Raw genomic sequence first — 12,476 nt, forward strand, 5'->3', positions numbered from 1 at the left:
GATCAATGCCTTTTCCGGAATTGGTCCGGCGGCCGGATGGCCAGAATCCCCACGTTGTGATGCAGCTAAAAAAAGAACGAATTGAAATTCGCCACACTCCATATCCGTGGGGGCAGTGGATGTAGGCCGCAAGCCTTCAGCCCGTATTACCTGACAGAGGAAGACTTATGTTCGGTTTGGAGGCGCTTGAACTCGCCCGGATTCAGTTTGCGTTCACCATCTCGTTTCACATCCTGTTCCCGGCCATCACCATCGGCCTGGCGAGTTACCTGGCGGTGCTCGAAGGCCTGTGGCTGAAGACCAACAACGATACCTACCGGGACCTTTACCACTTCTGGTCGAAAATATTTGCCGTCAATTTTGGCATGGGCGTGGTGTCCGGGTTGGTGATGGCCTATCAGTTCGGTACCAACTGGAGCCGGTTTTCGGACTTCGCCGGATCGGTGACTGGCCCATTGCTGACCTACGAGGTGCTCACGGCCTTCTTCCTCGAAGCCGGTTTCCTGGGGGTGATGCTGTTCGGGTGGAACAAGGTGGGACGCAATCTGCACTTTTTCTCCACGGTCATGGTTGCTATCGGTACGCTGATCTCGACCTTCTGGATTCTTGCGTCCAACAGCTGGATGCAAACGCCCCAGGGCTTTGAAATCGTCAACGGCCAAGTGATCCCGACTGATTGGTTCGCCGTTATCTTCAACCCGTCTTTCCCCTACCGCCTGATGCACATGGCCACGGCGGCATTCGTTGCCACGGCGTTCTTCGTCGGCTCCTCGGCGGCCTGGCACTTGCTGCGCGGCAAGGACAACCCGGCGATTCGCAAGATGCTGTCGATGGCGATGTGGATGGCGTTGATCGTCGCCCCCATCCAGGCTGTCATCGGCGACTTCCACGGGCTCAACACGCTTGAACACCAGCCAGCGAAAATCGCCGCAATCGAGGGCCATTGGGAGAACAAGGGCGACGAAGCGACCCCTCTGATCCTGTTCGGCTGGCCGGACATGAAAGAGGAAAAAACCAAATTCGCCGTCGAAATTCCATACCTGGGCAGCCTGATACTCACGCACTCCCTGGACAAGCAGGTGCCGGCCCTCAAAGAGTTTCCGCCTGAAGACCGGCCGAATTCGACGATCGTGTTCTGGTCGTTCCGGGTCATGGTCGGCCTGGGGCTTCTGATGATCTTCACGGGGCTCTGGAGCCTTTGGCTGCGCAAAAGCGACAAGTTGTACACGTCCCGACCATTCCTTTATCTGGCGCTATGGATGGGGCCGTCCGGCCTGATTGCGATTCTTGCGGGCTGGTTCACCACTGAAATCGGGCGACAGCCGTGGGTGGTCTACGGCCTGATGCGCACGGCGGATGCGTCGTCCAATCACAGCGTCATACAGATGAGCATCACCCTGGTGTTGTTCGTGGTGGTGTATTTCGCGCTGTTCGGTGCCGGTTTGAGCTACATGATGCGGTTGGTACGCAAGGGGCCGACCACGGATGAAGGCAAGGAAACCAAAGACGGTGGTCCAGGCAAAAAACGCACGCCGGCTCGTCCGCTGTCCGCCGCTGACGATGACGGCCTTGATGGTGATGACCTTCGCAGCCTGAACAAGGAGATTTGAATCATGGGTATTGATCTTCCGCTGATCTGGGCCGTGATCATCATCTTCGGCATCATGATGTACGTGGTCATGGACGGCTTTGACCTGGGCATCGGGATTCTTTTCCCGTTCATCCCAGGCAAGACCGACCGCGACGTGATGATGAACACCGTTGCGCCAGTCTGGGACGGTAATGAAACCTGGCTGGTCCTGGGCGGCGCAGCGTTGTTCGGAGCGTTTCCACTGGCTTATTCGGTGGTGCTCTCAGCGTTGTACCTGCCGCTGATCTTCATGCTGATCGGGCTCATCTTTCGGGGTGTGGCGTTTGAGTTCCGATTCAAGGCCAAGGATGAGAAACGTCATCTTTGGGACAAGGCCTTCATTGGCGGTTCGGTAGCGGCGACGTTTTTCCAGGGGGTTGCCCTGGGTGCATTCATCGACGGGTTACCGGTGGTCAACCGTCAGTTTGCCGGTGGCTCACTGGACTGGCTGACGCCGTTCACGATGTTCTGCGGAGCGGCATTGGTGGTGGCTTATGCGTTGCTCGGTTGTACCTGGCTGATCATGAAGACCGAAGGCAAGTTACAGGAGCAAATGCATGATCTGGCGCGGCCGCTGGCCTTCGTCCTGTTGGCGGTGATTGGCATCGTCAGCGTCTGGACGCCGCTGGCCCATACCGAAATCGCTGCGCGCTGGTTCACATTGCCGAACCTGTTCTGGTTCCTGCCCGTGCCGATTCTGGTGCTGGTGACGATGTACGGGCTGATCCGAGCCGTGGCTCGCAACGCACATTACACGCCGTTCCTGTTGACCCTGGTGCTGATCTTCCTGGGTTACAGCGGGCTGGGCATCAGTCTCTGGCCAAACATCGTACCGCCGTCGATCTCGATCTGGGACGCGGCTGCGCCACCACAAAGCCAGGGCTTCATGCTGGTTGGCACGTTATTCATCATTCCGTTCATCCTGGGTTACACCTTCTGGAGCTATTACGTGTTCCGCGGCAAGGTCACCCATGAAGATGGGTATCACTAGCCAGCTGTTCGAGATGGCGTCATGCAGACGCCATCCACCTCCAAGACAGGGGAGCGCAACGCCATGACCGGTAAACACACCTTGCAGGAAATCGAGGCCGCCGAGAAAAAGCCGCTGTGGAAGCGCCTGGGTTGGTTGGCGATGATCTGGGCTGGCAGCGTGCTGGCGCTGTTCGTCGTCGCGAGCCTGATGCGCCTGTTCATGAATGCTGCGGGCCTTTCAACCCATTGAATTCATCCCATCCCGATGCCTTGTGGCACGGATTTTCAACCCTCCAACATTGGAGGGTTTTTTTTGCGCGGGATTATTTTCGGGCCTTGAGGATCACAAACTTGGGGGTGGCCGCCACTTGCTCGACACCGCGGAACAGGCGCGCCAACTTGCTGTGATATCCCAGATGGCGATTGCCGACGATGTACAAGGCTCCGCCCACCACCAGCGCTTCGCGCGCTTGCTGGAACATCCGCCAGGCGAGGAAGTCGCCCACCACTTGCTGCTGGTGGAAAGGTGGGTTGCACAACACCACGTCCAGCGATTGCGGCTCCTGGCCCGCGAGGCCATCGCCGGCACGCATGACCGCTTCTCGATCACCCAGCGCAGCGCGCCAGTTCTCGACGGCTGATTGCACGGCCATGAACGATTCATCCACCAGCGTGTAGTGCGCTTGCGGGTTCTGTAACGCGCTGGCAATGGCCAGTACGCCATTACCGCAACCGAGATCAGCCACCCGTGCACTGCCGAGATCGTTGGGCAAGTGCGGCAAAAATGCCCGGGTGCCGATGTCCAGGCCTTCCCGGCAAAACACGTTGGCATGGTTGAGCAGTTCGATCGCTGGCGTGTCGAGTCGATAGCGTGTCGGATAGGGCGAGTCTGACGTGGGTTTGGCTTCGGCCGTGGCGATCAACAGTCGCGCTTTTTTCACCGCCAGCGAGGCTTGTACCGGGCCGATGTAGCGTTCGAGCAGATCCCCGGCGGCACGTGGCAAATGCTTGATCATGGCGGCGGCAATGACCTGGGCCCCGGGCGCCAGTTGTGCTTGCAGGCGGATCAATTGTTCTTCCAGCAGAGCCAGCGTCTTGGGAACTCGGATCAATACCCGGTCGAACGGCCCGGTGAAGCTTTCACTGGCAGGAACCTTCGGCACGGCATCGAACGCCAGGTCGTTACGGGCCAGGTTTTTTTCCAGCCCCTGAAATGCCAGAAACGAGTCGCCGCTGCTGGTGACCTGAACGTTGCCCACAAGGCTTGCGGCCAATGCACCAAAGCTATCGTTGAGCACCAGAACGCGAGTGTCCAGCGAGGGTTGTTGCTCCGCCAGGAAATTGAGCAGGTATTCGTCTGCCGCATCAAATGCTTGCAGCGGTTCATTCTGCTGCTCCGGCTGGCGGATCAGGTCAAGTCGGGCGAAAGGCGTTTCGAGCAAGGGCATGGGGCGGGGCTCTGGGTGATCAACGGGTATCCCGCGGCCCAGGGGCGTCGGAGCGGGCGAAACCGTCCGAGTGTACAGCGCCGTGAAAAGTCACACGTTCAACACTCTGGAGGCGTCGCAAATGGTACGTTTTTTTCTTCTGGATTACTTGCAGGTTTTCATCAGCTTGGGATCGACGGACTGTTGAGGTAACCCGCCTTGATGGCCGCGATGATCGCGGAGATCTTATTGTTGACACCGAGTTTCTCGATGGCGCTCTGAATATGGAAATGGATCGTGCGCGGGCTCAAATTGAGGATTCTGGCGCTCTCATCTGCGGTCTTGCCCGCTGCCGCCAATTTCAGCACATCGACTTCCCGAACGGACAGGTGGGGTGCTTGTGGTTTCCTGGGCAACGATTGCAGCGCCAATTGGTGCAGGTGGCGCCCCATGAACACTGAAAATCCAAGGTTTTCGTAGAGTTCCAGAGGGGTGATCGGGCAATCGCTCCTCGACAGACTGAAGATACTGCACAGGCCGCTTTCTTCGTCATGCAACGCTTGGGACCAGCCGTGCTGGATGCCGTGCGCTTCAAGCGCTTCCCAAAGTGTTGGCGTGTTGGCAAACAGTTGCTCTGTCCACAACACGGGCAACATTGAGTGGTTGCAATGTGCTATTATCGGATCAATCGAGCTGAAGGTTTCGTTCGCATACTCGGTGCTCCATCCTGGCGGGAAATTATGCCGTCCAATAGTACTGGACTGATTGTTTTTGGTTTTCCAAGTCGCTGAAAAGGCGAAAAATTTAAATCCGATATTCTGAGCAAAACCGAGTGCGCTGCGGTATGCGGAATCTATATCCGTCGTGCACGACAGTTGAGTGAGTTGGTACTCCTTCCATCGTTCCATCACGATTCTCCAGATATCTCTCTTATAGGGTGCACTTTGGATCCGAGATCCTGCACGTTGTCGGATTGTAGGATGCTTCTTACAATTGGGTGAGATTTTTTCGTTTACCGAAACCCTTTAAATTAATTATCCAGTTCTATTGCATTCTATGGTGGTTTTAATATTAAGGGGTTCCTCCATTAACCGAGTAACCACTCTAACGGTTATTCAAAGAGCAGTGATATTTCAGGCGCGACCCTTAAAGTCATTACAAAACGAAGGTGTTTAATTCATCTGCTTTGCGGGACACTGGTACTACCTGTCCAATGGAGCGCCCCATGACTGCCAGCGCCGAAAAATTCACCCAGCAGACCCTGCTCGATGTCTGCCCGTTGACCCCGAACCTGTTCACGCTGCGCACAACGAGGGATCCGGGATTCCGTTTTCGTGCGGGGCAATTCGCGCGTTTGGGGGTCAGCAAGCCCGATGGCAGCACGGTATGGCGGGCTTACTCCATGGTTTCCTCGCCTTTTGACGAGTTCCTCGAGTTCTTTTCCATCGTGGTTCCGGGGGGGGAATTTACCAGTGAGCTTAGCCGCCTTGGCGTGGGGGATACCTTGTTGGTCGAGCGCCAGGCCTTTGGTTACCTCACGCTCGATCGTTTCGTAGACGGCCGTGACCTCTGGTTGTTGTCCACGGGCACTGGAGTGGCGCCGTTCCTGTCGATCCTGCAGGATTTCGAGGTGTGGGAGCGGTTCGAGCGAATCCTGCTGGTCTACAGCGTGCGTGAAGGGGCAGAGTTGGCTTATCAGGACTTGATTGCAGGCTTGGCGCAGCGAGACTACCTGGCCGAGTACGCGCACAAATTGCAGTTCATTCCCACCGTTACACGTGAGTCGCACGCCGGTGCCTTGAACGGACGGATCACCACCTTGCTGGATAACGGCGAGTTGGAGCGAGTGGCGGGCGTGCCCATGACGGCCGAGCATTCCCGGGTAATGCTTTGCGGCAATCCGCAGATGATCGACGACACGCGCAAGCTGCTTAAACAGCGCGACATGAACCTGAGCCTCAGCCGCCGTCCCGGCCAAGTGGCAGTGGAAACCTACTGGTAAAAAAAACGGCGCCTGGAGGGCGCCGTCACTATTTGCATCCTGTCACTCAGGCCTTTGGTTCTGGGCTTTGAGCAGGTCGCGAATCTCCCCCAGCAACTCCTCTTCCTTGGTCGGAACAGGAGGCAGGCTAGGCGCGACAGCTTCTTCGCGCTTCAAACGGTTGATGGCTTTGACGCCCATGAAGATGGCGAAGGCGACAATGATGAAGTCGATCACCGTCTGGATGAATTTGCCGTACGCCAGCATGACCGCAGGGGTGGCGCCGTCGGCGGCCTTGAGCGTTATGGCAAGGTCGCTGAAGTCCACACCGCCGATCAGCAGCCCCAGGGGTGGCATGATCACGTCGCCGACGAACGACGAAACGATCTTGCCGAACGCGGCGCCGATGATGATACCGACAGCCATGTCGACCACGTTTCCCTTGACCGCGAAGGCCTTGAACTCACTTATTACGCCCATAGGTATTTCCTTGTTACAGATGAGGTTGGTAATGCAGTGTAAGTCAGGCAAAGGCATCTCGCTCGAAACAACTGCTTGCAGGTCTTGCCTGCAGTCGACCGGGCAGGCAGAAAAAAGTTTACAGAAGGGCAGCCTCGGGCCTGCTTGTCACTCGGTCCTTTTCTCGTCATTGTACTGATTCATCGTTGATACACGGGCGAACATTGGGTTGTATAAGTCTGACGAAACGAACTCGTGAAGTTTGAAAACCTGTCTTCACACTATTTTACATTGATGGTGGGGAAGGACAGGCGTGTGTGTTGGGATTACTTGAAATAATCAAGGCGATATTAAAGTGCTACCAAATAAGCCTTATGTATTGAAAGGTTATTATGGTTTTTATGTTGTACATCTATTGTTCGTGTTCCGGAAGTTTTGTACAGTTTTTCTTTAGGTAGTTAATCAGCGGTGATCTGTATACCGGGCTGTTGTACAAATTTTTGCTGTTGCTCTGTGACATGCACAAGTAAAGAGTCGTGGCGTTACTGTGAAGTTTCATTTATGGAGTGCACGCGCCGATTCAGCCCAGCTGCGCTATCATCGCAATTTTCCCCGGAGTTCAGATGGCCAAGGCCAAACGCATGTATGGCTGCACCGAGTGTGGCGCAACGTTCCCAAAGTGGGCCGGCCAATGCGCAGAATGCGGTGCCTGGAATACCCTGACGGAAACCATGGTCGAGAGTGGTGGCGCCGCTGCTCCCAGTGGTCGCACAGGCTGGACAGGCCAGCAGGCGCAGATCAAGACGCTGGCGGAGGTCAGTGTCGAGGAAATTCCGCGTTTCTCCACGGCTTCCAGTGAACTCGATCGGGTGCTGGGTGGCGGTCTGGTGGATGGCTCCGTGGTGCTCATCGGCGGCGACCCCGGCATCGGCAAATCGACCATTTTGTTGCAGACCCTGTGCAACATCGCCAAAGGGATGTCGGCACTGTACGTCACGGGAGAGGAGTCCCAGCAACAGGTGGCCATGCGTGCCCGGCGCCTGGGTTTGCCGCAGGATCAACTGAGGGTCATGACCGAAACCTGCATCGAAACCATCATTGCCACCGCCCGGGTGGAAAAGCCCAAGGTGATGGTGATCGATTCGATCCAGACGATCTTCACCGAACAGTTGCAATCGGCTCCAGGCGGCGTGTCCCAGGTCCGAGAGAGTGCGGCGTTGCTGGTACGTTATGCCAAACAGAGCGGTACGGCGATTTTCCTGGTGGGCCACGTGACCAAGGAGGGCGCGCTGGCGGGCCCGCGAGTGCTGGAGCACATGGTCGACACCGTGCTGTATTTCGAGGGCGAGTCCGATGGACGCTTGCGTTTGCTGCGTGCCGTGAAAAACCGCTTCGGTGCAGTCAATGAACTGGGCGTGTTCGGCATGACCGACAAGGGTTTGAAGGAGGTCTCCAACCCGTCGGCGATCTTTCTGACCCGAGCCCAGGAAGAAGTGCCGGGCAGTGTGGTCATGGCAACGTGGGAAGGCACTCGGCCAATGCTGGTGGAAGTCCAGGCTCTGGTGGATGACAGCCACCTGGCCAATCCGCGAAGGGTCACGCTGGGTCTGGATCAGAATCGGCTGGCGATGTTGCTGGCGGTGCTGCACCGCCATGGGGGCATCCCGACCCACGATCAGGACGTGTTCCTCAACGTGGTCGGCGGGGTGAAAGTCCTGGAAACCGCGTCCGACCTGGCCTTGATGGCTGCTGTCATGTCCAGCCTGCGCAACCGGCCACTGCCCCATGATTTGCTGGTGTTTGGCGAAGTGGGGTTGTCCGGCGAAGTGCGGCCCGTGCCGAGCGGCCAGGAACGTTTGAAAGAAGCCGCCAAACATGGCTTCAAGCGCGCCATCGTACCCAAGGGCAACGCGCCGAAAGAGGCGCCTGCCGGGTTGAAGATCATCGCCGTGACGCGCCTGGAACAGGCGCTCGACGCGTTGTTCGAGTAAGCCTCTGGGCGCTCAGACTTCGATCAGGGCGCCCAACTCCCGCTCGAGTTCCTGTGGATCGCCCAGATTGAGTTCGATCAGGCGCCGCAGGCGTTCGATGGATTCCAGGCTGATATGCCGGCAAACGAAACCCAGTTGTCCGCGTTCTTCATGGGTCAGTTGCACATCCATCGTGATCTCGACGTCATCGCTCAAATGAATGTCGACGCAAAACGCCTCATCGCGATTGCCCAGCCATGGATCGGGGCGCTCGATGAGCAAGCCCTTGAGTGACAGGTCCACCAGCTTCACCGGCCAGATGAACGCGCCCTGGATCAGCTCGGTTCGGGCATCGAACGCAATTCGTTTGAAGCGGCGGCGATCGGCGGGGTGCTCGCTCATGGCGCAATCCTCCAGTGGGTTCGCTGACTATAGACCCCGATTGTCCAGGCCTGCCAGCCGGCGTCGGTGGCTAGACGAATGTCGGGTATGGTCTTTGCCGTCAGGAGAGCTAAACTCGGGGTGGCTGTCTTTCTTGTCCACCCTGGCTGGAATAATAAAATGAAAAATAACAATAGCCTGCTACGCCACATACCCTGGCTGCTGCTGGCAATCGTGGGAGCGTGCGCCCTTGGCGTAGTGGCATTGCGTCGAGGCGAGGCGATCAACGCCTTGTGGATTGTGGTCGCTGCGGTGGCCATCTATCTCGTCGCCTACCGCTATTACAGTCTGTTCATCGCCAACAACGTGATGCAACTCGATCCACGTCGGGCTACCCCTGCCGTGCTCAATAACGACGGTCTGGACTATGTGCCGACCAACAAGCACATTCTGTTCGGTCACCACTTCGCCGCCATCGCGGGCGCGGGGCCACTGGTCGGTCCGGTCCTGGCTGCGCAGATGGGCTATCTGCCCGGTACGTTGTGGCTGATCGCCGGCGTGGTGCTGGCCGGTGCGGTGCAGGACTTCATGGTCCTGTTCCTCTCCACCCGCCGCAACGGTCGCTCCCTGGGCGACATGGTCCGTGAGGAAATGGGTCGTATCCCCGGCACTATCGCCCTGTTTGGCTGCTTCCTGATCATGATCATCATCCTCGCGGTGCTGGCGCTGATCGTGGTCAAGGCCCTGGCCGAGAGTCCGTGGGGCATTTTCACGGTGATCGCGACCATCCCGATCGCGATGTTCATGGGCGTCTACATGCGCTACATCCGTCCGGGTCGCATCGGCGAAATCTCGGTGATCGGCGTGTTGTTGCTGCTGGGTTCCATTTGGCTGGGCGGGCAGATCGCTGCCGATCCGGTCTGGGCCAAGGCCTTCACCTTCACCGGGATCCAGATCACGTGGATGCTGATCGGTTACGGTTTCGTTGCCGCCGTATTGCCGGTGTGGCTGATCCTGGCGCCGCGTGACTACCTCTCCACCTTCCTGAAAATCGGCACCATCATCGCCTTGGCGATCGGTATCCTGGTGACCATGCCCGAGCTGAAAATGCCGGCATTGACCCAGTTCGTCGACGGCACTGGCCCGGTCTGGAAGGGCGGTCTGTTCCCATTCCTGTTCATCACCATCGCCTGCGGCGCGGTATCGGGCTTCCATGCGCTGATCTCGTCGGGCACCACGCCGAAACTGCTGGATAACGAAACCAACGCCCGTTACATCGGGTACGGTGGCATGCTCATGGAGTCCTTCGTGGCCATCATGGCCATGGTTGCCGCGTCGGTGATCGAGCCGGGCGTGTACTTCGCCATGAACAGCCCCGCAGCCGTCGTTGGCGGTGACGTGGTGGCTGTGGCGCAAACCGTCAGCAGCTGGGGTTTTGCCATTACCCCCGAGGCGCTGCAAGCGGTGGCCAAGGACATCGGTGAAACCACCATCCTGGCCCGTGCCGGCGGTGCGCCGACCCTGGCGGTCGGCATCGCGCAGATCCTGCACAGTGTCCTGCCGGGTGAAAACACCATGGCGTTCTGGTATCACTTCGCGATCCTGTTCGAAGCCTTGTTCATCCTGACTGCCGTGGATGCCGGTACTCGTGCCGGGCGTTTCATGCTGCAGGACCTGCTGGGCTCCTTCGTGCCTGCGCTCAAACGCACCGAATCCTGGACCGCCAACCTGATCGCCACCGCCGGTTGTGTGGCCATGTGGGGCTGGCTGCTGTATCAGGGCGTGATCGACCCGCTGGGTGGCATCAATACCCTGTGGCCGCTGTTCGGTATTTCCAACCAGATGCTGGCCGGTATCGCACTGATGCTCGGCACGGTCGTGCTGATCAAAATGAAGCGTCAGCGCTACGTCTGGGTCACCATGCTGCCTGCGGTCTGGCTGCTGATCTGCACTTCCACTGCCGGCTTCATCAAGCTGTTCGACGCCAACCCGGCGATCGGCTTCCTGTCCCTGGCGAAGAAGTACAGCGATGCGCTGGCTAATGGTCAGGTCCTGGCCCCAGCCAAGAGCGTCGAGCAGATGCAGCACGTGATCTTCAACGCCTACACCAACGCAACGCTGACGGCGCTGTTCCTGTTTGTGGTGTTCAGTATCCTGTTCTATGCGCTCAAGGTTGGCATTGCCGCCTGGGGCAAAAAAGAGCGTACGGATAAAGAAGCGCCGTTCCAGGCATTGCCGGACGCTTGATCGAGGAGTGCAGCATGTTCAATGACCTGAGTCGCCTCGGTAAATACCTCGGTCAGGCTGCACGCCTGATGGTCGGCATGCCCGACTACGACACCTACGTCGAGCACATGCAGACCAAACACCCGGACAAACCGGTGATGAGCTACGAGGTGTTCTTCCGGGAGCGCCAGGAAGCCCGTTACGGTGGCAAGGGTGGGCCGAAGTGTTGTTGAGCTAACGGCCTGGTTAGCGCGGTACCCCTGTGGGAGCGGCGGTGCGACGATTCGACTTGCTCGCGAAAGCGGTGTGTCATTCAACATTGATGTTGACTGACGCGGCCTAATCGCGAGCAAGTCGAATCGTCGCACCGCCGCTCCCACATTTGTTTTGTGTTTTTCTTCAGATTTCATATGACAGGAGATTCAGTGTGTCCTCCCCCATTCCCGTCACGATCCTCAGTGGCTTTCTCGGCGCCGGCAAGACCACGTTGCTGCGCCACTTGCTCAAGGCCGAGCACGGCCTGAAAATCGCCGTGATCGAGAACGAATTCAGTGACGCCGGTATCGACACCCAACTGCTGGGTGATGAGCCGGTGCAAGTGATGACGCTGTCCAACGGCTGCGTCTGCTGCACCATCCACACTGACCTGACCAAGGCGCTGTACTTGCTGCTCGAGCGCCTGGACAGCGGCGAGCTGGCTTTTGACCGGCTGGTGATCGAGTGCACCGGCCTGGCGGACCCTGCGCCTGTGGCGCAAACCTTCTTCATCGATGAAGAACTGCGCGAACGTTACATCCTCGACGGCATCATCACTCTGGTCGACGCAGCGCATGCCGAGGTACATCTGACACAGACCATCGCCCAGGCTCAGATCGGCTTCGCCGACCGTTTGCTGGTGAGCAAACGCGATCTGGTGGACGAGGTGACCCTCAACGCCTTGAGCGAGCGCCTGACCCGCATCAATCGCCGCGCCCCGATTCGTCTGGTGGACCACGGGAATATCGACCTGGCTGAACTGCTCGACGTGCGCGGTTTCAATCTCAATGCCGACCTCGGTGGCGGCCTGAGTTTGCGGCCGGTGAGCGTCGCGCCCTCTATTGATCGAATTTCCAGCTTGGTGCTGCGCACTGACAAACCGCTGGATATCGATAAGCTCAGCGAGTTCATGAACGAACTGCTGGAAGACCATGGTAAGCAACTGCTTCGCTACAAAGGCGTGCTGAACATTCAGGGCGAGCCGCGGCGCATGGTGTTTCAGGGTGTGCTGAAGCTGTATGGCTTCGACTGGGATACCGAATGGGCCATCGATGAGCCGCGCGAAAGCGTGATCGTGTTCATCGCCGATGATCTGCCGCAGGAGAAGATCCAGGCGGGGTTCGCCAGGATGGCGGCGGATTGACCTCGGGCGTTGCTTGCGAAACGAGCGGGCG

12 protein-coding genes are annotated in these 12,476 nt (G+C 58.1%); 8 read left to right on the forward strand and 4 right to left on the reverse strand.

Translation table 11 applies throughout. The annotated features are described in order from the left end of the window. Nucleotides 1–167: 167 nt before the first annotated feature. The 3 genes from AB4N33_RS25425 (at nt 168) to AB4N33_RS25435 (ending at nt 2,852) form a co-directional block, all read left to right on the forward strand. Nucleotides 168–1,610 (forward strand): cytochrome ubiquinol oxidase subunit I, encoded by a 1,443-nt coding sequence (locus AB4N33_RS25425; protein WP_476458495.1) that lies wholly within the window; start codon nt 168–170, stop codon nt 1,608–1,610. Between the two features lie 3 nt (nt 1,611–1,613). After that, the gene (cydB, locus tag AB4N33_RS25430) at nt 1,614–2,621 is read left to right on the forward strand and encodes a cytochrome d ubiquinol oxidase subunit II (protein WP_460120681.1); all 1,008 of its coding nucleotides are present in this window, start codon (nt 1,614–1,616) and stop codon (nt 2,619–2,621) included. A 63-nt stretch (nt 2,622–2,684) separates the two neighbouring features. Beyond that, nucleotides 2,685–2,852, forward strand: a complete 168-nt coding sequence (locus AB4N33_RS25435) for a DUF2474 domain-containing protein (RefSeq protein WP_460126889.1) — start codon at nt 2,685–2,687, stop codon at nt 2,850–2,852. A 73-nt stretch (nt 2,853–2,925) separates the two neighbouring features. On the opposite strand, the gene AB4N33_RS25440 is transcribed toward AB4N33_RS25435, so the two are convergent. Together AB4N33_RS25440 and AB4N33_RS25445 are read right to left on the reverse strand one after the other, a co-directional pair. Then, a complete protein-coding gene (locus AB4N33_RS25440; RefSeq protein WP_460120683.1) occupies nt 2,926–4,050 on the reverse strand; it encodes a methyltransferase in 1,125 nt (374 codons plus the stop codon). Between the two features lie 161 nt (nt 4,051–4,211). Continuing rightward, nucleotides 4,212–4,937, reverse strand: coding sequence for a LuxR family transcriptional regulator (locus tag AB4N33_RS25445; protein WP_476458496.1), 726 nt, complete (start codon nt 4,935–4,937; stop codon nt 4,212–4,214). A 317-nt stretch (nt 4,938–5,254) separates the two neighbouring features. Between AB4N33_RS25445 and AB4N33_RS25450 the strand changes: the two genes are divergently transcribed. Next, nucleotides 5,255–6,031 (forward strand): ferredoxin--NADP reductase, encoded by a 777-nt coding sequence (locus AB4N33_RS25450; protein WP_476458497.1) that lies wholly within the window; start codon nt 5,255–5,257, stop codon nt 6,029–6,031. A gap of 42 nt (nt 6,032–6,073) precedes the next feature. On the opposite strand, the gene mscL is transcribed toward AB4N33_RS25450, so the two are convergent. Continuing rightward, nucleotides 6,074–6,490 (reverse strand): large-conductance mechanosensitive channel protein MscL, encoded by a 417-nt coding sequence (mscL, locus tag AB4N33_RS25455; protein WP_460120689.1) that lies wholly within the window; start codon nt 6,488–6,490, stop codon nt 6,074–6,076. 602 nt (nt 6,491–7,092) lie between these two features. Between mscL and radA the strand changes: the two genes are divergently transcribed. Next, nucleotides 7,093–8,460: a DNA repair protein RadA gene (gene radA / locus AB4N33_RS25460; protein ID WP_460120691.1), complete on the forward strand. Its 1,368-nt coding sequence runs from the start codon at nt 7,093–7,095 to the stop codon at nt 8,458–8,460. A gap of 12 nt (nt 8,461–8,472) precedes the next feature. Here radA and AB4N33_RS25465 read toward each other — a convergent pair whose 3' ends face one another. Beyond that, nucleotides 8,473–8,841, reverse strand: a complete 369-nt coding sequence (locus AB4N33_RS25465; RefSeq protein WP_460120693.1) for a PilZ domain-containing protein — start codon at nt 8,839–8,841, stop codon at nt 8,473–8,475. A gap of 159 nt (nt 8,842–9,000) precedes the next feature. On the opposite strand from AB4N33_RS25465, the gene AB4N33_RS25470 reads away from it, so the two are divergent. The 3 genes from AB4N33_RS25470 to yjiA all read left to right on the forward strand — a co-directional run bounded on the left by AB4N33_RS25470 (nt 9,001) and on the right by yjiA (nt 12,445). Beyond that, nucleotides 9,001–11,067: a carbon starvation CstA family protein gene (locus AB4N33_RS25470; protein ID WP_460120695.1), complete on the forward strand. Its 2,067-nt coding sequence runs from the start codon at nt 9,001–9,003 to the stop codon at nt 11,065–11,067. A 14-nt stretch (nt 11,068–11,081) separates the two neighbouring features. Beyond that, on the forward strand, nt 11,082–11,279 hold the full coding sequence (locus AB4N33_RS25475) for a YbdD/YjiX family protein (protein WP_460120698.1): 198 nt from the start codon (nt 11,082–11,084) through the stop codon (nt 11,277–11,279). A 194-nt stretch (nt 11,280–11,473) separates the two neighbouring features. After that, entirely contained in the window at nt 11,474–12,445 is a 972-nt protein-coding gene (gene yjiA / locus AB4N33_RS25480) for a GTPase (protein ID WP_476458498.1), read from the forward strand. Nucleotides 12,446–12,476 lie beyond the last annotated feature (31 nt).

Source organism: Pseudomonas sp. S1_E05 (assembly GCF_056337105.1).

What these genes read in the sequence shown, in the direction of transcription:
- cydB (WP_460120681.1), top strand. Translation starts at nt 1,614, where the DNA reads ATGGGTATTGATCTTCCGCTGATCTGGGCCGTGATCATCATCTTCGGC.
- AB4N33_RS25475 (WP_460120698.1), top strand. Translation starts at nt 11,082, where the DNA reads ATGTTCAATGACCTGAGTCGCCTCGGTAAATACCTCGGTCAGGCTGCA.
- AB4N33_RS25445 (WP_476458496.1), bottom strand. Translation starts at nt 4,937, where the DNA reads ATGGAACGATGGAAGGAGTACCAACTCACTCAACTGTCGTGCACGACG.
- AB4N33_RS25470 (WP_460120695.1), top strand. Translation starts at nt 9,001, where the DNA reads ATGAAAAATAACAATAGCCTGCTACGCCACATACCCTGGCTGCTGCTG.
- radA (WP_460120691.1), top strand. Translation starts at nt 7,093, where the DNA reads ATGGCCAAGGCCAAACGCATGTATGGCTGCACCGAGTGTGGCGCAACG.
- AB4N33_RS25440 (WP_460120683.1), bottom strand. Translation starts at nt 4,050, where the DNA reads ATGCCCTTGCTCGAAACGCCTTTCGCCCGACTTGACCTGATCCGCCAG.
- AB4N33_RS25425 (WP_476458495.1), top strand. Translation starts at nt 168, where the DNA reads ATGTTCGGTTTGGAGGCGCTTGAACTCGCCCGGATTCAGTTTGCGTTC.
- AB4N33_RS25450 (WP_476458497.1), top strand. Translation starts at nt 5,255, where the DNA reads ATGACTGCCAGCGCCGAAAAATTCACCCAGCAGACCCTGCTCGATGTC.
- AB4N33_RS25435 (WP_460126889.1), top strand. Translation starts at nt 2,685, where the DNA reads ATGACCGGTAAACACACCTTGCAGGAAATCGAGGCCGCCGAGAAAAAG.
- AB4N33_RS25465 (WP_460120693.1), bottom strand. Translation starts at nt 8,841, where the DNA reads ATGAGCGAGCACCCCGCCGATCGCCGCCGCTTCAAACGAATTGCGTTC.
- mscL (WP_460120689.1), bottom strand. Translation starts at nt 6,490, where the DNA reads ATGGGCGTAATAAGTGAGTTCAAGGCCTTCGCGGTCAAGGGAAACGTG.